Annotated in this window: 18 protein-coding genes; 11 read left to right on the top strand and 7 right to left on the bottom strand. The window is 66.4% G+C overall.

The genetic code is table 11. The features are described from left to right. Positions 1-44: 44 nt before the first annotated feature. The 3 genes from OLSU_RS01860 to OLSU_RS01850 form a co-directional block, all read right to left on the bottom strand. Positions 45-1,250 (bottom strand): SPFH domain-containing protein, encoded by a 1,206-nt coding sequence (locus OLSU_RS01860; protein ID WP_013251250.1) that lies wholly within the window; start codon positions 1,248-1,250, stop codon positions 45-47. 40 nt (positions 1,251-1,290) lie between these two features. Beyond that, the gene (locus OLSU_RS01855; RefSeq protein ID WP_013251249.1) at positions 1,291-2,025 is read right to left on the bottom strand and encodes a DUF4428 domain-containing protein; all 735 of its coding nucleotides are present in this window, start codon (positions 2,023-2,025) and stop codon (positions 1,291-1,293) included. A gap of 177 nt (positions 2,026-2,202) precedes the next feature. Next, positions 2,203-2,823, bottom strand: a complete 621-nt coding sequence (locus OLSU_RS01850) for a response regulator transcription factor (RefSeq protein WP_013251248.1) — start codon at positions 2,821-2,823, stop codon at positions 2,203-2,205. A gap of 197 nt (positions 2,824-3,020) precedes the next feature. Between OLSU_RS01850 and OLSU_RS09020 the strand changes: the two genes are divergently transcribed. Next, positions 3,021-3,881, top strand: a complete 861-nt coding sequence (locus OLSU_RS09020; protein WP_013251247.1) for a DUF4352 domain-containing protein — start codon at positions 3,021-3,023, stop codon at positions 3,879-3,881. A 145-nt stretch (positions 3,882-4,026) separates the two neighbouring features. Here the strand turns inward: OLSU_RS09020 and ettA are convergent, their stop codons facing one another. Further along, positions 4,027-5,709, bottom strand: coding sequence for an energy-dependent translational throttle protein EttA (gene ettA, locus OLSU_RS01840; protein ID WP_013251246.1), 1,683 nt, complete (start codon positions 5,707-5,709; stop codon positions 4,027-4,029). Between the two features lie 104 nt (positions 5,710-5,813). Between ettA and OLSU_RS01835 the strand changes: the two genes are divergently transcribed. Continuing rightward, the gene (locus tag OLSU_RS01835; protein WP_013251245.1) at positions 5,814-6,902 is read left to right on the top strand and encodes an asparaginase; all 1,089 of its coding nucleotides are present in this window, start codon (positions 5,814-5,816) and stop codon (positions 6,900-6,902) included. A gap of 81 nt (positions 6,903-6,983) precedes the next feature. Here OLSU_RS01835 and OLSU_RS01830 read toward each other — a convergent pair whose 3' ends face one another. Together OLSU_RS01830 and OLSU_RS01825 are read right to left on the bottom strand one after the other, a co-directional pair. Next, positions 6,984-8,264 carry a glutamate-5-semialdehyde dehydrogenase gene (locus tag OLSU_RS01830; protein WP_013251244.1) on the bottom strand — a complete coding sequence of 427 codons (1,281 nt, stop codon included), beginning with the start codon at positions 8,262-8,264 and terminating at the stop codon, positions 6,984-6,986. A 58-nt stretch (positions 8,265-8,322) separates the two neighbouring features. Further along, positions 8,323-9,249 carry a LysR family transcriptional regulator gene (locus tag OLSU_RS01825; RefSeq protein ID WP_390905395.1) on the bottom strand — a complete coding sequence of 309 codons (927 nt, stop codon included), beginning with the start codon at positions 9,247-9,249 and terminating at the stop codon, positions 8,323-8,325. A 153-nt stretch (positions 9,250-9,402) separates the two neighbouring features. Here OLSU_RS01825 and OLSU_RS01820 point away from each other — a divergent pair, with 153 nt between their 5' ends. The 3 genes from OLSU_RS01820 to yfbR all read left to right on the top strand — a co-directional run bounded on the left by OLSU_RS01820 (position 9,403) and on the right by yfbR (position 12,813). Beyond that, the gene (locus tag OLSU_RS01820; RefSeq protein ID WP_013251242.1) at positions 9,403-10,302 is read left to right on the top strand and encodes a DMT family transporter; all 900 of its coding nucleotides are present in this window, start codon (positions 9,403-9,405) and stop codon (positions 10,300-10,302) included. A gap of 209 nt (positions 10,303-10,511) precedes the next feature. Continuing rightward, positions 10,512-12,173 (top strand): putative manganese-dependent inorganic diphosphatase, encoded by a 1,662-nt coding sequence (locus OLSU_RS01815; RefSeq protein WP_013251241.1) that lies wholly within the window; start codon positions 10,512-10,514, stop codon positions 12,171-12,173. Positions 12,174-12,207: 34 nt separating this feature from the next. Next, complete coding sequence (gene yfbR, locus OLSU_RS01810) at positions 12,208-12,813, top strand: 5'-deoxynucleotidase (RefSeq protein ID WP_013251240.1); 606 nt, start codon at positions 12,208-12,210, stop codon at positions 12,811-12,813. Positions 12,814-12,828: 15 nt separating this feature from the next. On the opposite strand, the gene pfkB is transcribed toward yfbR, so the two are convergent. Then, positions 12,829-13,758, bottom strand: coding sequence for a 1-phosphofructokinase (gene pfkB / locus OLSU_RS01805; RefSeq protein WP_013251239.1), 930 nt, complete (start codon positions 13,756-13,758; stop codon positions 12,829-12,831). Between the two features lie 196 nt (positions 13,759-13,954). Here pfkB and trmB point away from each other — a divergent pair, with 196 nt between their 5' ends. The 6 genes from trmB to OLSU_RS01775 all read left to right on the top strand — a co-directional run bounded on the left by trmB (position 13,955) and on the right by OLSU_RS01775 (position 22,215). After that, entirely contained in the window at positions 13,955-14,821 is an 867-nt protein-coding gene (trmB, locus tag OLSU_RS01800) for a tRNA (guanine(46)-N(7))-methyltransferase TrmB (RefSeq protein ID WP_013251238.1), read from the top strand. A 90-nt stretch (positions 14,822-14,911) separates the two neighbouring features. Continuing rightward, positions 14,912-16,201, top strand: coding sequence for a phosphopyruvate hydratase (eno, locus tag OLSU_RS01795; protein ID WP_013251237.1), 1,290 nt, complete (start codon positions 14,912-14,914; stop codon positions 16,199-16,201). 582 nt (positions 16,202-16,783) lie between these two features. After that, complete coding sequence (locus tag OLSU_RS01790; protein ID WP_013251236.1) at positions 16,784-17,800, top strand: alpha/beta hydrolase; 1,017 nt, start codon at positions 16,784-16,786, stop codon at positions 17,798-17,800. A gap of 140 nt (positions 17,801-17,940) precedes the next feature. Next, positions 17,941-19,863, top strand: a complete 1,923-nt coding sequence (locus OLSU_RS01785) for a DUF3825 domain-containing protein (protein WP_013251235.1) — start codon at positions 17,941-17,943, stop codon at positions 19,861-19,863. Between the two features lie 291 nt (positions 19,864-20,154). Further along, on the top strand, positions 20,155-21,366 hold the full coding sequence (locus OLSU_RS01780; protein ID WP_013251234.1) for an NADP-dependent isocitrate dehydrogenase: 1,212 nt from the start codon (positions 20,155-20,157) through the stop codon (positions 21,364-21,366). An 18-nt stretch (positions 21,367-21,384) separates the two neighbouring features. After that, entirely contained in the window at positions 21,385-22,215 is an 831-nt protein-coding gene (locus OLSU_RS01775; RefSeq protein WP_013251233.1) for an HAD family hydrolase, read from the top strand. Positions 22,216-22,217: the final 2 nt, after the last annotated feature.

Genomic DNA, 22,217 nt, shown 5'->3' with positions numbered 1-22,217 from the left:
CGTGTGTCCTCAGGGTAGCAGAGCGGGAGGCACCGCCACCTGTCTCAACCGCGAGGATGGCCGCAGTTCTGGCAGAACCTGCCCGCGTTCCTGGTTCCACACTCGGGGCAGAACCATTCGCTCGCAGGTTGGGGCTTCGGGCTGCCACAGCCTCCGCAGAACCTGCCGGTGTTGGTCTCTCCACAGGAACAGGTCCATGCATCCGGGGACGGAACAGAAGCAGGCGATGGCGCGGGACCGGCGGGCTGTCCCACCTGGTAGAGCTGCTGGGCGTTGAGCCCGCCCATGGCGCCCGCCATACCCATGCCCATGAAACCGGCCATCGCCCCGTTCTCGTTCGCGGCTGCGGTGCGCATGGCATCGGACTGGGCTGCGGCGATGTTGGCCGCAGCCATGGTGGGGTCACGCATGACGGCGGCACGCTGCAGATCCTTGATCATGCGTTCGTCCTCTGGACTCGCGCTGATGGAGTTCATGCCAAACGAGGCCACTGATATGCCGCGCAGTCCCGACCAAGTGTCCGAGAGGACGTCGTTCAGGGCCTGGGCGAGCTCTGCGGTATGGCCGGGAACGGCGCTGTAGCGGATACCCATGGCCGATATCCTCGCAAAGGCCGGCTGGAGTGCTGTGAGCAGCTCGCTCTTGAGCTGGCTGTCGATCTTGTCGCGCGTGAAGGCCGTCTTGACGTTCCCGCAGACGTTCTTGTAGAACAGCAGCGGGTCCGTGAGCCTGTACGAGTACTCCCCGTTGCAGCTGACGGAGATGTCGACGTCCAGACCTATGTTTGCATCGACCACACGGAAGGGAACGGGGGATGGGGTACCGTACTTGTTTCCCATGACCTCCTTGGTGTTGAAGAAGTACACGCGCTGGTCCTTCGCGGGGCTGCCCCCAAAGGTGAAGCGCCTGCCCGCCTGGGAGAAGGTAGCGGCAATCGACTCGCCGAGCTTCCCCGTGAAGATCGAGGGCTCGCTCGAGGCGTCGTACACGAACTCACCCGGCTCCGCGCAGACCTCCACCACAGCCCCGGACTCGACGATCATCATGCACTGGCCGTCGCTCACATTGACGATCGACCCATCCGAGATGATGTTGGCCTCGCCGGAGACGTTCGAACCGCGCCCGCTCGCACGCTTCTCGCCCTTTGCCGCAAGCACGTCGGCGGCAAGTGACTCGCAGTAGAAGTAGTCGCGCCAGCTGTCGGACAGCACGCCCGAGAGCGCGCCGATGCCTGCCTTCAGAAGTCCCATGCTCCCTCCTCCGTCATACCCGTCATCTGGTCTCGGCGCGTCAGGCCACGGCACCACCGCAGTACTCGCAGCGACCGTTGGCATCGGGCATGGTGGTGGCGCCGCAGTGCGGGCACACCACGGCCGCCTTGGGGGCAGCCGCCTCGGCCACGGCTGCACGCACGTTCTCGCGCACGGACGTGAGCGCCTCCTTGATCTCGCGTGCCTGGTCCATGGCGGACTGGTAGTCCGGCGAGCCGGGGCTCTCGATGCGCATCGAGTTGATACGGAACTCGATCTCGTCGAAGTAGGGCGTGTTGACGTTGATGATCACGTAGATGTCGTAGTCGGTGTCATAGCGTGGCGGGTCGTAGCTCACGCGCTCTCCGTCGGGACCTTCGCGATAGAGTTCCTCGCGCGTGGTGCGCACGTCGACATTGCAGCCCGTGACCTGGGAGAACGACATCACGTCCGGGTTGCTGTCCCGCCAGCGGCCACCTGAGGGGGTGACGACGAACCTCTGGGCGTCCTCGTCGAGGAGGATCTTCGTTCTGTCACCAAGGGTGCGCGTCACGTTGAGCGCCGTCACGGCGGCCTTGTTGGCCTCGCGGTAGTCGAGCTGTTCGCGAATCTGCTCGACGGTGCTCCTGCGACGGTCGCTGAAGAACGGCGAGAGCTTCGCCGCGCAGGCCTTGCAGAGGTTCCCATCCTCGAGCTTGCGATTGCCCAGAAGCCCGATCTCGCCGCCACAGATGGCGCAGGTCTTCTTCTCGAACAGGTTTCCAAAGATGCCCATGGGTCCTCCCGTCACCGAGGTTGGCCTTAGCCGCCTGCCTCAGATGGTGACGGTCCCCGCCTCGGTCCGGAATGTCCCCGCGTCCCTTTGCGGTATGTGGACATGGGCCACTTGTCCCAAACGACGGCATGCCTCCCAAGTGCCCCGCACGCGTCACCTGGGAGCGGCTTGCACGCGTCACTCGCCCCTGAGGCGCGGAACGACGTAGCCCCGCGAGACCACGTCGACGGCCAGGCGCATGATGCTGTCGTAGCCCGTCTTGGCAAGGATCTCGGATATGCGGCGCTTCACCGTACCCTCCGAGAGGAAGAGCTCCTCGGCGATCTCACGGCGCGACTTGGCCTCGCAGACCAGGCGCAGCACGCCCATCTCGTCCGACGTGAGCCCCGAGACGAGCTGGTCTTGGGCCGGGGCGTTGGGGAAGGTCTGGTAACCTGCCATGGTCGAGCGCAGCAGTGCCAGAAGCTCGCGCGTTCCCACGTTCTTGTAGACGAAGCCATCCGCACCCGACTCACGCGCCTGCTTAACGAAGGTGACCTCGGGCATGCCGGTCATGACGATGCAGCGGACGGTGGGATGCGCCGCCTTGATGCGCCGTACCGCGGCGATGCCGGACTGGCCACCCTCCGTGCAGACGTCCATGAGCACGAGGTCCGGGCCGAGCCGCTCCACGACAGCGGGGGCCTCGGAGGCATCCGAGAGGGACGCTACCACCGCCATGTCATGCTCCTGGCCGATGGCAACGCGAAGCGAGTCACGTAACATGGCCTGGTCGTCCACGATCATGACACGGATCATTGCGCCCCCGTTCGGATGGATGCTCACCTGCATTCTATCGGGTGTGGGACCCAATTGGTCCAGCTGTCCCAAATTGGCCCCCTCTCTTTGGCCCCGGGGTCATTCCGACGGGGGCAAATAGCTGGCAAGATGAGACCAATCCCAGTGTGGGGGAAGTCGGCGGAACCGATTCGCCACGACGGACGAAGGAGGTTGTCATGAGGAGGCGCATGCCCGTCATCGTCTCGACGATCGTCGCCGCGCTGTCTCTCTGCATGCTCCTAGTGGGCTGCAGCGCGGGTGGGGCTGGAGGAGGTGCCAAGCCGGCCGACAAGTCCCTTTTCACAGGCACCTGGGATCTCGTGCGCATGAGCGGCGACAAGCCCGACGACAACCTGGGCGAGGATGACGTCGAACTCATGCGCTCTATGGGCTTTGACGTGTTCCTCAACCTCAACGAGGACGATACGATGGAGCTCGCCCTCTTCGGTTCCACGATGAGGGGCAGCTGGAAGGTGAAGTCTGCGGCGGAGATCGAGGTCACCCTGGAGGGGCAGTCGGTGTCCGCAACGCTCTCGGGCGAGGAGCTGACCCTCTCGCAGGAGGGCACCTCGATGATGTTCAAGAAGGGCAAGGAGAACAAGAAGGCACCAGACGGCACCATCGGAAACCCCGACGAAAGCGTGGCGAACGCGCTCACCGAGGCCGAGTCCGACACTGACACGATCAAGCCCATCGAAGCCGTCACCATCGCCGACGACGAGCACTGCACCATCACCGTCACAGGCATCGGGACCGACTGGTCTGGCGATCCTGGTTACGCCATGACCGTGACCAACAAGTCCGACAGGGCGATCGACTTCAGCAGCAAGATGGGGACCTTCTCGGTCAACGGCAAGATGATCGATGCCTACGTGTACGAGACCATCCAGCCCGGCAAGTACGTGGAGTGCTTCATGTACTTCAGCAAGAGCGATCTGGGCGGCGGCACCGAGGCCCTGAGCTCCGTCGAGGGCACGCTTTACATCTATGACGATGCCTCCTACGAGGACATCGCCGAGTACGCGTTCAACATGTAGGGGTCGGAACGCAGCACAGGGGCTGGCACGCAGCAGGCGCCAAGGGCCTCCCGAGTTTCGCCAAAGCGAGCTTCGGGAGGCCCTCCCCTGTCTGTGGCTGTCTGACGAACGTCGGGCGCAGCAGGCGCACGCCCCCGTCCAGGTGCTAGTCGCGCGTCAACTTGCGGTGGAGGCGATGCGGGCGCGCCGCCTCCGCACCCAGGCGGGCGACGCGATCCTTCTGGTAGTCCTCGAAGTTGCCCTCGAACCAGTGCCAGGAGCCAGGGTTCTCGTCGGTGCCCTCCCAGGCCAGGATGTGCGTGCAGATGCGGTCCATGAACCAGCGGTCATGGCTGGTGATCACGCAGCAGCCCGGGAACTCGAGAAGGGCCTCCTCCAGCGCCTCGAGCGTCTCGGTGTCGAGGTCGTTGGTGGGCTCGTCCAGGAGCAGCAGGTTGCCGCCCTGCTTGAGCGTCAGGGCCAGGTTCAGGCGGTTGCGCTCGCCCCCGGAGAGGACGCCCGCCGCCTTCTGCTGGTCGGTCCCCTTGAAGCCGAAGGCGCTCACGTAGGCGCGGCTGGGGATCTCCTGCCTCCCCACCACGATGTGGTCGTTTCCGCCCGAGACGACCTCCCATACGCTCTTCTCGCCGTCCAGTCCCTCGCGGCCCTGGTCGACGTAGGACAGGCTCACGGTCTCGCCCAGCTCGAGGGACCCTGAGCTCACGGGCTCCTGCCCGACGATCATCTTGAACAGGGTCGACTTGCCGACGCCGTTGGGGCCGATCACGCCGACGATGCCGTTGCGCGGCAGGCTGAAGCTCAGGTCGTCGATGAGCACGCGCTCGCCAAAGGTCTTGCGAAGCCGCTTGGCCTCCAGGACCTTGGTGCCCAGGCGCGGGCCCACGGGGATGTGGATGTCGGCGTAGTCGACCTTGGCGTCCGCACGCGCGGCCCGTGCCTCCATCTCCTCGTAGGCGGCGAGGCGGGCCTTGCTCTTGGCCTGGCGCGCCTTCTGCGAGCTGCGGACCCACTCCAGCTCGCTCTTCATCTTCTTGGCGCGTCTGGCGTTCTGCTTGGACTCCATCTCGAGGCGCCTTGCCTTGGTCTCCAGATAGGTGGAGTAGTTCCCCTCATAGGGATAGAGCGTGCCGCGATCGACCTCGCAGATCCACTCGGCGACGTTGTCCAGGAAGTAGCGGTCGTGCGTGACGGCCAGCACGGCTCCCTGGTAGTTCTTCAGGAACTGCTCGAGCCAGAGCACCGACTCCGCGTCCAGATGGTTGGTGGGCTCGTCCAGGAGCAGCAGGTCAGGCGCCTCGAGCAGGAGCTTGCAGAGGGCCACGCGACGCCGCTCGCCGCCCGAGAGGTGACTCACGGGCTCGTCCGGGTCGGGGCACTGCAGGGCATCCATCGCCTGCGAGAGCTGGCTGTCGAGGTCCCAGCCGTTGGCCGCGTCGATCTCGTTCTGCAGGTCGCCCATCTCGGCCATGAGCGCGTCGAAGTCCGCGTCGGGCTCGCCCATCTCCTCGCCTATCCTGTTGAAGCGCTCGATCTTTGCCAGGAGGCCGCTGAAGGCGACCTCTATGTTCTCCCTGACCGTCCTGCCCTCGTCCAGCGGAGGTTCCTGCATGAGCATGCCCACGCTGTAGCCCGGCGCAAGGCGTGCCTCGCCGTTGGAGATGTCCTCGATGCCGGCCATGATCTTGAGCAGGGTCGACTTGCCCATGCCGTTGGGACCCACCACGCCGATCTTGGCGCCCGGGAAGAAGCCCATGGTCACGTCATCCAGGACGACCTTGTCCCCGTGGGCCTTGCGCACCTTGTACATCTGGTAAATGAACTCCGCCATGTCACTCCTCGGGTCGCCGACGGCCTCTCTTCTCGACCATCCATTGTATACTCGATGCGTTAGATTCATTAATTTATCAATGGGCCCCCTGGGGGCGGGGCCGCATGGGACCAGGGGGCGGCGACGTGCTCAAGCACATTCTCATCGTGGCGACCGGCGGCACGATCGCCTCGACCCCACAGGGCGGGGGCCTTGCGCCCGGGCTCAGTGGCCGACAGGTGGCGGACTACGTGCCCCAGGCATCCGAGGTCGCCAGGGTCGACGTGGTGCAGCCCCTGAACATCGACAGCACCAACATGAGCCCCGCCGACTGGCTGCTGATCGCCTCGACGATCGCCGGGGCCTACGAGGACTACGACGGCTTCGTCGTGCTGCACGGCACGGACACGATGGCCTACACCGCAGCCGCGCTCAGCTACCTCATCCAAGGCAGCCCCAAGCCCATCGTGCTCACAGGATCCCAGCAGCCGATGGGAAGCCCCTTCACGGACGCACGCCTCAACCTGTACCAGTCGATCCTCTACGCTGCCGACGACCTCTCGAGCGACGTATCGATCGTGTTTGGCGGCCAGGTCATCGTGGGCACGCGCGCCCACAAGCAGCGCACCATGAGCTTCAACGCCTTCAACAGCGTGAACTTCCCGCTTCCCGCCATCATCCGCGCGGACCGCATCGTCCGCGACGGCGGGATGGGCATGTCCATCACGGGCGTCCCCACGGCACAGGCGACCCCGGATGGTGCGGCGCCTGCGCATGGGAGCCTCAAGCCCCCGACCCTCTATGACAGGCTCTGCGAGCGGGTGGGCGTCCTGCGCCTGACACCGGGGCTCGACCCCGCCATCCTCAGCCTTCTCGAGGGGAACTTCGACGCCGTGATCCTCGAGACCTACGGCATCGGCGGCATACCCCAGGGCACCGACGCCTCCTGGGAGCGGGCGATCTTCGACTGGGTGGAGGGCGGCCACACCATAGCCCTCACCACACAGGTCTCCGAGGAGGGTCTTGACCTGGGCGTCTATGAGGTCGGACGGGCCTACGCCGAGCATCCTGACATCCTCAAGGGCGACGACATGACCACGGAGGCCCTTGTCGCGAAGCTCATGTGGGCCCTGGGCCAGACGCGAGACCGCCAGCGCATCCGCGAGCTCTTCTACCGCCCCGTGAACCACGACCGCGTGCCGCGCCAGGCATAGGGTGCGGAGGCTACGGGCGCGACACCGGGCGACCCCAGGGCAGCTCCATGGAAACCCCAAGGCCGACGTCCCCGCATGCCGTCACAGGTCGCGGAAGCAGAACCGGCTCCGTCCCTCGGCATAGTCCGCAACGAGGTGGCCCTGCCCGCGCAGCCGGTACTTGTAGGTGACCAGGCCCTCCAGGCCCACAGGGCCACGCGCGTGCAGCTTGCCCGTAGAGATGCCCACCTCGGCGCCAAAGCCGTAGCGGAAGCCGTCCGCAAAGCGCGTCGAGGCGTTCTGGTAGACGCCGGCGGAATCGACGAGCCGCATGAAGCGCTCGGCAGCCGCATCGTCTTCGGTCAGGATGGCGTCGGTGTGATGGGAGCCATGCCGGTTAATGTGCTCGATGGCCTCGTCCTCGCCGTCGACGACCCGTAGCGAGACGATGGGGGCAAGGTACTCCGTGTCCCAGTCCTCCTCCGTTGCGGCCTCGCAGGCGATGACGTCACGGGTTTGCGCGTCACCTCGCATGGCCACGCCCGCCGCGGCATAGGCCTCGGCCAGACGGGGCAGGAAGCTCGCCGCGATGCCCTCGTGGACCAGGATCGTCTCCACGGAGTTGCACGCCGCCGTGTACTGGCACTTTGCGTCGACGCAGATGGGCACGCCCCTCCCGACGTCCGCCGCCTCGTCCACGTAGATGTGGCAGATGCCGTCGGCATGGCCCATGACCGGTATGCGCGTGTTGTCCATGATGTGGCGGACGAAGGCGTTTGAGCCGCGGGGGACGAGCAGGTCGACCAGACCGAAGCAACCCAGGAGCTCGTCTATCTCGCTGTGCGCCTCCACCTGGAAGAGGCAGGAGGCGGGAAGCCCCGCCGCGCGCGCGGACGAGATGACGACGTCGAAGATGGCGCGATTGGTGCGGGCGGTCTCCGAGCCGCCCTTGAGGATCGCGCAGTTGCCGCTCTTGATGCAGAGGCTCGAGATCTGGACCAGGGCGTCGGGACGGGCCTCGAAGATGACGCCTATCACCCCGATGGGACAGCTCACCCGCGTGAGCTCCAGCCCCTCGTCGAGCTCGCGACGCAGCAGCACCCGTCCGACCGGGTCAGGCAGGTCGGCGAGACTGTCGAGTCCTGCGCAGACGTCTGCAAGCTTGTGCTCGTCGAAGCGCAGGCGCCCTGCCACGGCCGCAGCCACGCCCCTCTCCCGTGCGGAGGCGAGGTCCCGGGCGTTGGCGGCGAAGATGGCGCCCTTGGCCTCAACGAGCCCCCGCCTGATGCGGGCGAGGGCCTCGTTTCTGCACTCCAGGGACGCGGAGGCCATCTCGGGGCTCTCGAGCTTCATGTGTGCGGCGACTTCCCTGACGTCAGCCATGGTTACCTCCAGGCGCATGCGGGCCGCGCGGGCCGTTCGTGGGTGCATGCCCACGAGTCTACGCGAGTTGCCGAGTCCCGGGACAATCCGTAACGTCCACCTCATATGCGACGCCGCGGGCAAGGTAGGGCAGGAAGCGCTCGGCCGCGAGCGCGAGCGGACCACCCGCGCGCCGCACGACCCCGATGTGGCGACGGACGCACGGATCCAGGCGGCGCGCCTCGATGCGATAGGGGGCCCTCCTCAGGATGAGGGCAGGCAGGATCGAGATTCCCAGGCCGCTCTCGACCATCGACATGATGGCGTAGTCGTCCCAGGTGGTGAAGCAGACCCGAGCCTCGAGGCCCGCCGCCGAGAAGATAGAGGTCACCTCGTCGTCACCACCCTTCTCGAGCAGGATGAACGGCTCATCGCAGAGCGCGGCGACCTCCACGCTCCCCCGCCCTGCCAAGGGATGGCCCTTCGGCAGGACCGCCAACAGCTCGTCGGAGGCCAGCTCCTCGAAGGAGAGGCCCCGTGACGTGGGTCGATGCGGCAGGAAGCCCAAATCCACGCGACCCTCGGCCACCCAGCGCTCTATCTCCGCGTAGTCACCCGTCAGGAGCTCGTAGTCGATGTCGGGGTAGTCCGCCCGGAAGGCGCTGATGGCGTGTGGAAGCCAGTGCGTCGCGACGGACGAGAAGACCCCCATGCGGATGGAGCCGGTCCGCAGTCCGTTGAGGTCATCGACCTGCATCCGCAACCGACGGTGCGCCTCGCAGATCTCCTTCACGGTCGAGAGCAGGCACTCTCCGTCTGAGGTCAGGCGCGCACCACCCCTGCCCCTGTCGAGCAGCACCACGCCCCACTCGCGCTCGAGGTCCGCGATCATCCGGCTGACGCCTGACTGGGAGTAGGACAGCGCCCGAGCCGCCGCCGTTATGCTTCCCCTCTGGACGCATTCGAGAAATGCCTGGTACTTGAGGATGTTCGTATCCAAGGGCACCGTCTCCCCACGTCTCGCCGCCCCATGCTGTCATTCCATCACATTATGGCATCCTATATATGCAGAACATGCGCTTTCATTCTGCTCCCCCTTTCATGAGAATGCCACCTGGGATTGGTCCTTCCAGCCTGGGACACGGACGAGAGGGGTGGCATGTCAAGGGACGGAGCGAAGTACCTGGCTGCCCTTCTGCTCTTCGGTTCCAACGGGATCGTTGCGAGCAGCATCGCCCTCCCCAGCCACCAGATCGTCCTCTTGCGCACGTTCCTCGGGGCGCTGTCGCTCGCCGCCCTGGTCGTGCTTGGCCGCGGCGCGGGCCCCATCTTCCAACACCCGCGCCAGGCTGGTGCGCTCGCCGTCTCCGGAGCCGCCCTGGGTGTGGGGTGGCTCTTCCTCTTCGAGGCATATCGCCTGGCGGGCGTTGGCGTTGCGTCGCTCGCCTACTACTGCGGGCCCGTCATAGTGATGATCCTCTCCCCGTTCCTCTTCGCCGAGCGGCTGGGTGCGGCCAAGGTCGCGGGCATCGTCTCCGCCGTCTGTGGCGCGTCCCTCGTCGTCGCGCAGGGCGGGGGGAAGATGGACGCGCTCGGACTCCTTCTGGGGGCGCTGTCCGCCGTGATGTACGCCGCCATGGTCACGTTCTCACGTCGCTCGCCCGACATCCAGGGGCTCGCGGCGGCGTCCGTGCAGCTCGTCGCGAGCTTCGCCGTGGTGGCCGCCTACCAGCTCGTACGTACGCTCCTCTCACCCGCAGAGGCGGGGGAGACGCTGTCCTGCCTGGCACAGGTCGACTGGGGGGCCGTCCTGACGCTCGGCCTCGTGAACACTGGTCTGGGCTGCTACCTCTACTTCTCCTCCATCGGCACCCTTCCGGTGCACCGCGTGGCCATCTGGGGCTACCTCGAGCCCCTGTCCGCCGTCGCGCTCTCCGCCGTCGCGCTGGGCGAGGCCGTGACGATGGGGCGCGTCCTGGGGGCCATGCTCATCGTGGGTGGGGCGGTGGCGAGCGAGCTCGTCGGCCGCCGACGCGGCGTCCTGGTTGCCGCAAGCTAGCGACGGGCGCGGAAACGGGGCGCATCCCCGGACGCATGGGCCCCGCTCACGACAGAAACCCTCCGCCCAGGGTCCTGTTTGGACGGGTTTTCTGTGGGCTGGAAGCCATCGACGCCAACTGGTGTCACAATCCAAGGGACACCGCCCCCGCAGCTGCGGACACGCCGAGGGCTTTGGCGCGCCGCCCGGTACCAGCAAGGAGATTCGACATGCCAGAGGTCATCCGCAAGGTAAACGTCATCGGTCACCTGCACCCGGACACGGACAGCATCTGCTCCGCGATCGCATACGCCTACCTCAAGAACCAGATCGGCGACACGCAGTACGAGGCAAGGCGCGCCGGGGCCATCAACCGCGAGACCGCCTTCGCCCTGAAGCACTTTGGCTTCGAGGAGCCCCAGCTCATCACCACTGTCACTCCGCAGATCAAGGACATCGAGATCTCGCGCCAGCGGGGCATCGACGGCGAGATGAGCCTCTACGCCGCCTGGAACCTCATGCGCGACACCAAGACCGGCACGCTCTGCGTCGTGGACCAGGGCGGCAACCTCCTCGGCCTCGTCGCGGTGAAGGACATTGCCAGCGCCAACATGGACATCTTCGACACCGCAGTGCTCTCCAGCTCCAAGACCAGGTACTCGAACCTCCTGACGACCCTCGACGGCGAGATGGTCTGCGGCGACCCCGAGGGCAGCATCGAGAGGGGCGACATCCGCGTCGGCACCACGCCCGAGATGATGGACGGCAACGTCGAGCAGGACGACATCGTCCTGGTCACCAACCGCTACGAGACCCAGCGCTTCGCCGTGGAGGCGGGCGCCGGCTGCCTGATCATCTGCAACGGTGCCCAGGTCTCCCACGTCGTCGTGGAGGCCGCCCAGGCCAACGGCTGCACCGTCATCACCACCCCCTACGACACCTACGCCGCCGCACGCCTGGTCTCCATGTCCATCCCCGTGCGGGCCAGGATGCTGTCGGCCGAAAACGTCCTGCGCTTCTCGGTCAACACCTCCATAGACGAGGCCCAGAAGGTCATGGCCCGCTCCCAGCACCGCTTCTTCCCCGTCATGGACGAGGGCGGCGCCTACTGCGGCGTCGTCAGCTCGCCCAACATGGTCAACGTCAAGAAGAAGCACGTCATCCTCGTCGACCACAACGAGCGCTCCCAGGCGGTGGACGGCCTGGAGCAGGCCGAGATCATGGAGATCATCGACCATCACCGCATCGGCTCCATCGAGACCTCGGGCCCCGTGCTCTTCCGCAACATGCCCGTGGGCTGCACCTCGACCATCATCTACGACATCTACCAGGAGAACGGCGTCGAGATTCCGGCCGACATCGCGGGTCTCATGCTCTCGGCCATCCTCTCCGACACCCTGGCGTTCCGCTCGCCCACCTGCACGCCCCGAGACAAGTACGTGGGCGAGCAGCTGGCCCGGATCTGCGGCGAGGACATCGACAGCTACGCAGACGCCATGTTCGACGCCGGCGCCGACCTCACCGGTCGCACCGCCGAGGAGGTCTTCAACTCGGACTTCAAGGTCTTCTCGCGTGGCAGCGTCCGCTTTGGCGTGGGCCAGGGCAGCTTCATGACCGAGAGCTCGCGCAAGGCCGCCGAGGCCCTCGTCGGCCCCTACCTCAAGGCCGCCGCAGCCGCCAACGAGATCCCGATGGTCTTCTACATGTTCACCGACGTGAAGACCCAGACCACCGAGATGCTCTACTGGGGCCAGGACACCGAGGAGATCGTCTCGCGCACCTTCGGCGCTACGCCCAAGGACGACATCGCGGTGCTGCCCGGCGTCGTCAGCCGCAAGAAGCAGGTCATCCCGCCTCTGATGGCAACGCTGCAGGAGATGGAGCAGGAATAGGCCTTCGTCGTGAGGCGCGGGTCAGGAGGTTGTCATGGCACAGGGGTCCAGCTTCTTCGCGCTGGTGTCGAGGATGAGATACATCGAGCGCTGGGCGCTCATGCGCAGCTCCCGTCCCGAGAACCTCTCCGAGCATTCCCTCGACGTGGCGATTATCGCGCATGCGCTCTGCACGCTCGCCAACGTCCGCCACGGGTGGCGTCTCGACGCCGAGAGGGCAGCGCTCGTCGCCCTGTTCCACGACGCGTCCGAAATCATCACCGGGGACATGCCGACGCCGGTCAAGTATGCCAACGGCACGCTGCGCGACGCCTACAAGGACGTCGAGGCGCAGGCGGAGCGCACGCTCCTGGACGAGCTTCCTGCGGATCTGCGTCCCACCTACGAGGACATATTCTTCCCCGCCGACGACGCGGATCCCAACGAGGGGCACCTGCGCCTCCTGGTGAAGGCAGCAGACAAGCTGTCGGCCCTCATCAAGTGCGTGGACGAGGCCCAGGCCGGCAACGCCGAGTTCAGGACCGCCGAGGCAGCGACCCGCACCAAGGTGGACGAGATGGCTGCCACGCTGCCGGAGGTCGCCGACTTCGTGCGCGAGTTCCTCCCCGACTACGGCTCCACGCTCGACCAGCTGCTGTAGGCGCCCCCTTGGGCCCTATAGCCAGGTGACGCTCACCTTGTCGACGAGTGAGTCAACCAGCTCGCGCGGGGCCGCCTGGGTACCGGACTGCATGACATTGGCGGCACCGGTCGCCATGGAGAGCCTGACCTTGTCCTCAAGGGGCAGGCCTTGCTGTTCGGCGTAGGCAAGGGCAGCCACGACGGAGTCTCCCGCGCCCACGGTCGAACCGACGGGAACCCTCACGGAGCCGCCTTTGACCACATGGTCGGCACTCACGAACAGGGCTCCCGCACCCCCCATGGAGACGACCACGTTGTCCAGGCCCCGCGAGACGAGCTCGCGGGCGGCATTCGCGACCTTCTCGTCCGTGTCGAGCGTGCGCCCCAGTATGCTGCCCAGCTCGATCTCGTTGGGCTTGATCAGGAAGGGGCAAGCCCTGATGCCCGCCACCAGCTTCTCGCCGTCCGCGTCCAGGAAGACCTTGGCGCCAGCCCCCCTGCAGGCCTCGACCCAGCCGAAGTAGGTGTCGTCGCTGGCCCCGCGCGCGACGCTGCCGGCGAGGACCACTATGTCGCCCGCGTCGAGCTCGGCGACCAGGCGGGCGAGCATCGCGTCGAGCATGTCATCGCTGACCTGGGGACCCGGCTCGTTGATGTCGGTGTGGGTGCCCCCCTCGGGGTCGATGACCTTGAGGTTGGTGCGCGTCTCGCCCTCCACCTCGAAGGCGCGGCACTCGATGCCCTGCTCGGCCAGGGTCTCCCTGATGTAGCGACCGGTGTTGCCACCCAGGACGGCCCAGGCGGTCGACGTGCCGCCCAGCTGACGGATGACCTTGGAGACGTTGATGCCCTTGCCGCCGGGATCCTGGCGCAGCTCGGTGATGCGCGTCACCGCATCGAGTTTGAAGTTGGGCGCCTGGGCGGTCTTGTCCAAGGCGGGATTCAGGGTGACGGTGTGGATCATGGGCTCTGCCCCCCTCGCTTGTGCCGGTATGCGGCGCCTGCGGACGACCCGGGCGCCTTCCCTGATTCTACCAGCGAGCGAGCGCGTTGCCACGCGAAGGGCTATCGTCTTTCCTGCGGCAGGGTCGCCTTACGGCGACCGCCCGTCCGCGGCGGCGCCGGCCGCCGCGAGAGAGAGCGCCACCGGAAGGGGCCCCATGCACGCACTGCACGCACGTCTTCCCAAGAACTTCGTCCTGGAGGAACGCCTCGAGCGCTACGCCGACGGCATCGAGGCCTCGCCCGCCTCGTATGCGGGGCGCTGGGCCGAGGCCTGCTTCCCCGTAGGCGAGGCGCAGGGCGCGGAGGGGGCCCATGGGACGCGGACGCGCTTCGACGAGGTTCGGCTCGACATGGGTTGCGGCAAAGGCGCCTTCACCGTGCAGGCTGCCGCCGCCGAGAGGAACGTGCTCTTCGTGGGCGTCGACTCCGAGCCCATCTGCATCGCCTACGCAGCCCAGAGGGCCGTGGAGTCTGGGCTGGACAACGTGGTCTTTGCGCCGGGCCTGGGCAAGGACGTGTGCAGGTTCTTCTCGGCGGGGGAGCTCTCCCGGATCTACCTCAACTTCCCCACCCCCTTCCCACGCAAGAAGGAGGCGACCCAGCGCCTGACCCACCTCGACCAGCTGATGCGCTACCGCACGGTGCTGGCGTCGGGCGGAAGCGTGATCCTGAAGACGGACAGCTATCCCCTGCGCGGCTTCTCGCGGACGCAGTTCGAGCTTGCCGGCTACGACCTGCTCTGGGAGTCCGACGACGCGCGCTCCGAGAGACCCGACGACCCCATGAGCTGGTACGAGGAGCGCCTGGGCCGCCAGGGGGCCACCGTCTTCGCCCTGGAGGCCACCCCCGGCCCAGCACCAAAACGCGTCGAGCAGACCGCGTCGCTCTCGCTCGTGGACTACCTGCCCCCGGAGCTTGACCAGATGGCATACGTCCCCCATGGCATGGAGGGGACGGTCACCAACCTGCGTAACCTTCGCAAGAAGGCACGGATGCGGAATAGGGGCGCACGTAATGGGTAGACCCGTAATGAGCGACAATGTTTACATAAGTTGACTTATACTGGTTGCCATGGCGGCAACCAGTGAAGGCATCCGAGAAAGGAACGCATCATGAGCAAGATCGCACGCGTGTATGGTCGCGAGGTCCTTGACTCCCGCGGCAACCCCACCGTCGAGGTCGAGGTCACCCTCGAAGACGGTTCCTTCGGCCGCGCCATCGTTCCCTCCGGTGCCTCGACCGGCGAGTTCGAGGCCGTCGAGCTTCGCGACGGTGACGGCGAGCGCTATCTCGGCAAGGGCGTCCTCGACGCCGTCGCCCACGTTAACGGCGAGATCAAGGATCTCCTCATCGGCCGCGAGGCGGGCGACCAGCGCGGTGCCGACCTGGCCATGATCGACCTCGACGGCACCCCCAACAAGGGTCGTCTGGGCGCCAACGCCATCCTCGGCGCGTCGCTCGCCATCGCCCGTGCCGCAGCCGCCTCCGCAGGCCAGCCGCTCTATGCTTATCTGGGCGGAGCCAACGCCCACACCCTGCCCGTCCCGATGATGAACGTCCTCAACGGCGGTGTGCACGCAGACAACAACGTCGACTTCCAGGAGTTCATGATCATGCCGGTCGGCGCGCCCGACTTCAAGACCGCCCTGCGCTGGTGCGCTCAGGTCTACCATACCCTCAAGGGAGTGCTGAAGTCCGCCGGCCTCTCAACCGGCGTAGGCGACGAGGGTGGCTTTGCACCGGACCTCAAGACCAACGCCGAGCCCTTCGAGTATCTGATGGACGCCGTGCAGAAGGCCGGCTTCGAGCCAGGCCGCGACTTCATGTTCGCGATGGACCCCGCCACCTCGGAGGTCTATAACAAGGAGACCGGCAAGTACGAACTCAAGGGCGAGGGCCGCGAGCTCACCAGCGACCAGATGGTGGACTACTGGGCAGAGCTCGTCGAAAAGTACCCCATCATCTCCATAGAGGATGGCCTGGACGAGGAGGACTGGGAAGGCTGGAAGAAGCTCACCGAGCGTCTGGGCAAGAAGGTCCAGCTCGTCGGCGACGACCTCTTCGTCACCAACACCGCCCGCCTGAAGAAGGGTATCGAGACCGGCGCGGCCAACGCCATCCTCATCAAGGTCAACCAGATCGGCACCCTGACCGAGACCCTCGATGCCATTGAGTGTGCCAAGCGTGCCGGCTACACGGCCGTCGTCAGCCACCGCTCCGGTGAGACCGAGGACACCACGATCGCAGACCTTGCCGTCGCGACCAACGCCGGTCAGATCAAGACCGGAGCCCCCGCCCGCACCGATCGTGTCGCCAAGTACAACCAGCTCCTGCGCATAGAGGATGCGCTGGGCGACTCCGCCGAGTACCTGGGGAAGGCCGCCTTCTACAATCTGGCGTAGCCTCGCCTGACGCAGCCTCGTCCACGTGCCGCAGGCCGTGGTCTGGTGGCTGGCGACTGGCGGCATTGTAGCCCGAGCTCAGGGCGCCCACGCTACGTTGTGTGGGTGCCCTGTTTTTGTCGAGGGGCTGTCGAAGTGAGTGTCTGTACATCAAAAGTGAGTGCAGTTCGCCAGAAGTGAGTACCAGTGCTCACTTCTGATAATCCTAACAATACGTGTACCTGCAGGTATGTCGAGAGACGCAAGTTCGCCAGACGCTACATCCCCACCGAAGGCCCAAAAAGTACTCACTTCTAGCGCCCGATCCCCACAGCACCTCCGGTCCGCCTCGCGCGCCCGATCCCCACAGCACCTCCGGTCCATGCACAGACCGACGCCCGTGCGACCGACGTCCTACCGTGCTTCCAGACCGCCGCCCCTCCCACCTGGGGCCCAGCGTGTCAAGGGAGAAACTGACGGCACCTCCGTCGAAAGGCCGTTTCGGCCAGTGGGCACGGTTTCCGCCAAGGGCAACTGGGTAGACTAAGACGGGTCGTCGCACAGCGCCACGCTCTTCGTCATCTCCGAAGGGAGAGTCATACCATGGGCAAGACAGGCAAGAGGGTCCTCACCGCCGCAGGTACGCTTGCCGGCATCGCCGCGATCGGTGCCGGCTTTTCGGCATGGTCCAGGATGCGCTTCGGACGCTCGGGCACTGCGACCGCAGCGGAGGGCCTCATCCGTGCAAGCGGTGCGAGGAAACCCTTCCTGGGCAGGGACCTTGGCCTCTTCGAGGATGCCGTCGAGCACCGCCGCGAGGAGAACGAGAGGGAGTACAGCCTCCCGAGCTGGCTCCGCCTCAAGTCCCTGGTCTTCGAGGAGACTTGCGACGGCATGAAGACCTTCCACCTGGGCACCACGGGCATGAACAGTCGTGCCATCCTCTACCTGCACGGTGGTTCCTACATAAGCCAGATCTCCGTGTGGCACTGGCTGTTTCTGGACAAGCTCTGCCAGGCGACGGGCGCCGAGGTCGTCGTCCCCATCTACCCACTTGCCCCGGCTCACGACTACGACGAGGCCTACTCCCTCCTGACAGACCTCTACGAGGCCCTCTGCAACCGCTATGGTGCGGACTCCATCACCCTTATGGGTGATTCCGCAGGCGGCGGCTTGGCCGCAGGCCTCGCGGAGTCGTTCGAGCACTACGACCTCCCACAGCCAGGACGGCTGGTGCTCATCTCGCCCGAGCTCGACATCACCATGCGCAACCCGGACATATCGGACTACTTCGATGTAGACCCCATGCTGGCACCCTGGGGACTGGCCCAGGCGGGTGACCTCTGGGCCGACGGCGACGACCCGTCGGGGTTCCGCCTCTCGCCCGTCAACGGAGACGTCACCCCCCTGCACAACGTCACCATCTATGTCGGCACACGGGAGATCTTCTACCCCGACTGCATCAAGTTCGACCAGAGGCTTGCCCAGGCCGGAGTCAGCCACAGTCTCGTGGTGGGCCAGAACCTCAACCACGTCTGGCCGCTCTATCCCATCCCCGAGGCACGTAGGGCGGTACGCGACATCGCCGGCATCGTACTGGGAACTCCCCAGCACGTCTAGTCGCCCAGAGGATGCCGGACGAGCCGTGTCCGGATGGGCTGTGTCCAGAAGCACCGCATCAGACGCGCCGTGTCCAGGCGCGCTCCAACGAGCGCGCACGCCATGGGCGCTCGCGTGGATATCCGCAGGAGGGGCTCCCCATGCCAAAGATCACGCCAGGCAACCGACTGTACCTCTACCGGCTCTTCTCACGTGAAATCGGCTGTGGGAGACAAGAGCTCATAGGTCGCTTCGGAGAGGTCCTGACAAGAGACGGCATACTGCCCGAGGACCTTGACTGCACCGATGTGACGCAGCTCCTGGGAGAGCTTCCCGATCTCATCAAGCTTAGGATCTTCAGGAAGGGCCGTGTCTACGCGACCCTCCTGCAGCGACCAGAGCTGGACGAGATACTGGCGCGCGACGCACAGGCAGCCGAGAAGGGCGCGGGTGCCGCGGGCGGGGCGAGGTCTTGGAGGCACAAGAAGGGCAAGGGGGATCCCAAGCCCACCAAACCGCATCACAGGCGATCGAAGGCCCAGCCCACCGACGAGCCCCTCACGGCAGGGGCGACGGCCACAACCGAGCGGGCAGCCAACGTCGACAAGAGGCCCATGCCGACAGACGAACCTGCCGCACCAACCGTGCCAGCCATCCAGGACGAGGCGACGGATGCGGCCACGACCGTGGAGACATCGCCCGGAGCGGCGGCGATCTCCCCGGCCACCTCCACCGAGCGCAGGCCCCCCATCAGCCTCACCATAACCTACGACCCCCACGAGGGTGCCGGCACCTCCCCGCAACCCGACCTGCCCAAACGCTTCTCGACAGACGTCCACTGCAGGGACGAGGCGCTGCGGACCCTGTATCAGCTTCTCCCCTACGGGACCGATGTGATGGGGGTCCTCGACGAGGACTGGACCCTCGCGCGCTCGACGGGGACTGCCGCGGGAACGCGTGGGCGCATCACCTTCCCGCTGCGCTACCGCGATGGCACCGGCCTACCCCTGACGGTCACGCTGCTGCGCCAGCCGAGGTCAGTCTCGGGCAAGCGATGGAGCCTGGACTGCATGGACGGGAACGCCGCCATGGGCCATGCGCATGAAGACCCGGAAGCGGAGGGGACGTCCCTTGCCGACCAGGGCGCCTGGAGCGACCTGGTGACGGGGAGGACGGTGACACCCGACGCGTCACCAGACCCCGTGCGCGAGCTGGCGAGCTTTGCCATCCTGGGAGCCTGGGAGGACTTCCTGGGCCCACTCGCCGCCATGGCAGAGCCCGAGTGCTGGGACTATCCGGCAGGGGGAGCTTCGGGAAATCAGGGGACGGACGAGGGAGACCCCTACGGGGTGCTGCGCGAATACGTCGCACTGACCTTCCACCGCATCATGGGGCAAGGCAAGCTCGCCGTCGCAGACGACGGATCGCTCGCGGCATTCGACACGGGCCTCGTGGATGCAGACGCGCAAAGCATCCTCGCCTGCCTTGTCCCCAGCGGAGACGCCGTCATCGCATGGCGCCTTGCCGGGGTCTGCGTCGCAGGGTCGGGCGACCTTGGCGTGCGCGCCCTGGCGCTGCTCGCATCCCCTCCCGCCCGTGCCAGCTACATCGAGGACCCCTCGGACGCCCTGCCTCCCGAGGAGGGACGCCCGATCACCCTTGACGCCGACGAGATCGTCGGGCACCAGTTGGGGCGCCTGCCTCGCGCGTTCCTGGACAGCCAAATCGGCGCCGATGCGTCTGACGGCACGCTCGCCGACCTCGAGCGAGCCGTCAGCGCCGACCCCGGGCGCTTCGACCGCATCGGCCGTGCGCTGGACGACGCCTGCGCACACTCCCTCAGGCGCGTGCGGGCAAGCTGGCGCGCCTGCACGCCAATCTACGACCCCACGGCTGACGCGACCAAGCTTCTGGTGCCGCTCTGCCTCGCTGACAAGCGGCATGCGGACCGTGCGCTCGTGCTGTCCCGCCAGGCGTCAGGGAGCTGCCTCGCTTCCGTCATCCTGACGCTGCCTCGCGCCCGTACGCTCGCGCGCGTCGTCTCCGGGGAGCTTCCCTCCTGGCTCGTCGGTGACGCTCGCTGAGAGGGGCCCACCACCCTGACCCAAGCCGCCACCCGAGCCAACCTTGAGGCCACCTGCACGGGAGCAGCCGACCCAGCGGCCGACCAACGGCCGCGCGTACAGCCGCCAACAAACCAACATGGCCGCAGGGCTGCGTGTTCATTCGGCAGCGCCTCGCGGTCGAGGTGGCGTGCCCCTCTCGGCTGCGACTAAACTGGGTAGGGTGTCAGTGCACGTCCGAAGCGCACAACCAGGGCATGCGCCCAAATGACCAGACCGAAGACCCACCCGCGACGACCGCTCGGAGGCCCCATGAGCAGGATCAAGATGAAGACGCCGCTTGTCGAGATGGACGGCGATGAGATGACCCGCATCATATGGCGGATGATCAAGGACGACCTGATCTGCCCGTTCGTCGACCTCAGGAGCGAGTACTTCGACCTGGGCCTCGAGATGCGTGACGAGACGGGTGACCAGGTGACCGTCGACTCCGCAGAGGCGACCAAGCGCTACGGCGTGGCCGTGAAGTGCGCCACCATCACCCCCAACGCAGCTCGCGTGGAGGAGTACGGCCTGCGCCAGATGTGGAAGAGCCCCAACGGCACCATCCGCGCCATGCTCGACGGCACCGTGTTCCGCGCCCCCATCGTGGTCAAGGGCGTCGAGCCCGTCGTACGCAGCTGGAAGAGGCCCATCACCATCGCGCGCCACGCATACGGCGACGTATACAAGAACGCCGAGATCCGCGTACCTGGCGCCGGCAGGGCCGAGCTGGTCTTCACGTCTGCGGACGGCAGCGAGACGCGAGAGCCCATCCACGAGTTCACGGGCGCGGGCGTGATCCAGGGCATACACAACCTGGACTCCTCCATCGAGAGCTTCGCTCGATCATGCTTCGAGTACGCGCTCTCCACCAGGCAGGACCTGTGGTTCGCCACCAAGGACACCATCAGCAAGACCTATGACCACCGTTTCAAGGACGTCTTCGCCGAACTCTACGACAAAGAGTACCGCGGCCGCTTCGAGGCGGCAGGCATCAAGTACTTCTACACCCTGATCGACGACGCCGTGGCCCGCGTGATGAAGGCGGAGGGCGGCTTCATCTGGGCCTGCAAGAACTACGACGGCGACGTGATGAGCGACATGCTCTCCTCGGCCTTCGGCAGCCTGGCCATGATGACCTCCGTGCTGGTGAGCCCCCATGGCTACTTCGAGTACGAGGCCGCCCACGGCACCGTGCAGCGCCACTACTACAAGCACCTACGGGGCGAGAGGACCTCGACGAACTCGGTCGCGACCATCTTCGCGTGGTCGGGGGCCCTCCGCAAGCGCGGCGAGCTGGACTCCCTACCCCATCTGGCCAACTTCGCCGACAGGTTGGAGGAGGCAACCGTCTCCACCATCGAGGGCGGGCAGATGACGGGCGACCTGGCACGCATCACGACCCTCGAGAACGTCACCACGCTCGACACCGAGGACTTCATCCACGCCGTCGCAGAGCGCCTGCGCGCGCTTCTGGCCTAGGAAAGCCGAGGGATTGCCGTGAGCGCCCCCACGAGCGCCTTCGACCTTGCCGCCGTCGACATGGATGGCACCCTGCTGCACGACGACAAGACCCTGGACTCCGCAGCGCCATCCGCCCTCGCCGAGGCCGTCGGCGCCGGTAGGACCGTCGCCCTGTGCACCGGGCGCTGCGTCAGCGAGATCAGGCCATACCTGCCCCAGCTCCCCATGGTGCGCTACGCCATCGCCGAAGTCGGCGCGCTCCTGTACGATCTGCGCGAAAAGCGCGTGGTCGCGCGGCACGCGCTGCCTCGCGAGGTCATCGACGCAGTCGTCTCGTTCGTGTGCAGCGAGGACGTCATGGTCCAGGGCGTAAGCGCGGGCCAGGCCTACGCCACGGCGTCGATGGTCCCCCGGATGGCCGCCTACAACATGGCGCCCTACATCCCCCTCTATGAGCAGACGGCGACGCTGGCCCCCCGCATGACGGACCTCCTCGAGGACCCTACCCGAACGTGGGAGAAGCTCAACCTGTTCCATCGCAGCACGCAGGCGCGCGAGCGCACCCGCGAGCGCCTGGGAGGCCTTCCTGCCGTCGAGAGCTACTCCGAGGTGACGTCCCTAGAGGTGACGCCTTTGGGTATCGACAAGGGCAGCGGCATCCGCGCCCTCTGCGAGCTGCTGGACATCGACGCGTCCCGTGCGCTTGCCATAGGCGACTCGGACAACGACCTGGCCGCCTTCCGCGACGCCGGCATGGGCGTTGCCGTCGCCAACGCCAGCGAGCGCGCCCTCGGCGCAGCCGACGCGCTCGTCTCGGCCCATGACAAGGGCGGGGTCGCCGAAGCCGTGCGACGCTACCTGATGTAGAC

This window comes from Olsenella uli DSM 7084, from assembly GCF_000143845.1.
Lineage (GTDB): Bacteria > Actinomycetota > Coriobacteriia > Coriobacteriales > Atopobiaceae > Olsenella > Olsenella uli.
The sequence above is the reverse complement of the archived record's forward strand: the minus strand, read 5'-3'. Positions and strand labels throughout refer to the sequence as shown.

Excerpts from the sequence above, each read along its gene's own strand:
- OLSU_RS01860 (WP_013251250.1), bottom strand. The coding sequence starts at position 1,250 with ATGGGACTTCTGAAGGCAGGCATCGGCGCGCTCTCGGGCGTGCTGTCC.
- OLSU_RS01850 (WP_013251248.1), bottom strand. The coding sequence starts at position 2,823 with ATGATCCGTGTCATGATCGTGGACGACCAGGCCATGTTACGTGACTCG.
- eno (WP_013251237.1), top strand. The coding sequence starts at position 14,912 with ATGAGCAAGATCGCACGCGTGTATGGTCGCGAGGTCCTTGACTCCCGC.
- OLSU_RS01820 (WP_013251242.1), top strand. The coding sequence starts at position 9,403 with ATGTCAAGGGACGGAGCGAAGTACCTGGCTGCCCTTCTGCTCTTCGGT.
- OLSU_RS01785 (WP_013251235.1), top strand. The coding sequence starts at position 17,941 with ATGCCAAAGATCACGCCAGGCAACCGACTGTACCTCTACCGGCTCTTC.
- ettA (WP_013251246.1), bottom strand. The coding sequence starts at position 5,709 with ATGGCGGAGTTCATTTACCAGATGTACAAGGTGCGCAAGGCCCACGGG.
- OLSU_RS09020 (WP_013251247.1), top strand. The coding sequence starts at position 3,021 with ATGAGGAGGCGCATGCCCGTCATCGTCTCGACGATCGTCGCCGCGCTG.
- OLSU_RS01790 (WP_013251236.1), top strand. The coding sequence starts at position 16,784 with ATGGGCAAGACAGGCAAGAGGGTCCTCACCGCCGCAGGTACGCTTGCC.
- OLSU_RS01830 (WP_013251244.1), bottom strand. The coding sequence starts at position 8,264 with ATGGCTGACGTCAGGGAAGTCGCCGCACACATGAAGCTCGAGAGCCCC.
- trmB (WP_013251238.1), top strand. The coding sequence starts at position 13,955 with ATGCACGCACTGCACGCACGTCTTCCCAAGAACTTCGTCCTGGAGGAA.
- yfbR (WP_013251240.1), top strand. The coding sequence starts at position 12,208 with ATGGCACAGGGGTCCAGCTTCTTCGCGCTGGTGTCGAGGATGAGATAC.
- OLSU_RS01780 (WP_013251234.1), top strand. The coding sequence starts at position 20,155 with ATGAGCAGGATCAAGATGAAGACGCCGCTTGTCGAGATGGACGGCGAT.
- OLSU_RS01835 (WP_013251245.1), top strand. The coding sequence starts at position 5,814 with ATGGGACCAGGGGGCGGCGACGTGCTCAAGCACATTCTCATCGTGGCG.
- OLSU_RS01855 (WP_013251249.1), bottom strand. The coding sequence starts at position 2,025 with ATGGGCATCTTTGGAAACCTGTTCGAGAAGAAGACCTGCGCCATCTGT.
- OLSU_RS01815 (WP_013251241.1), top strand. The coding sequence starts at position 10,512 with ATGCCAGAGGTCATCCGCAAGGTAAACGTCATCGGTCACCTGCACCCG.
- pfkB (WP_013251239.1), bottom strand. The coding sequence starts at position 13,758 with ATGATCCACACCGTCACCCTGAATCCCGCCTTGGACAAGACCGCCCAG.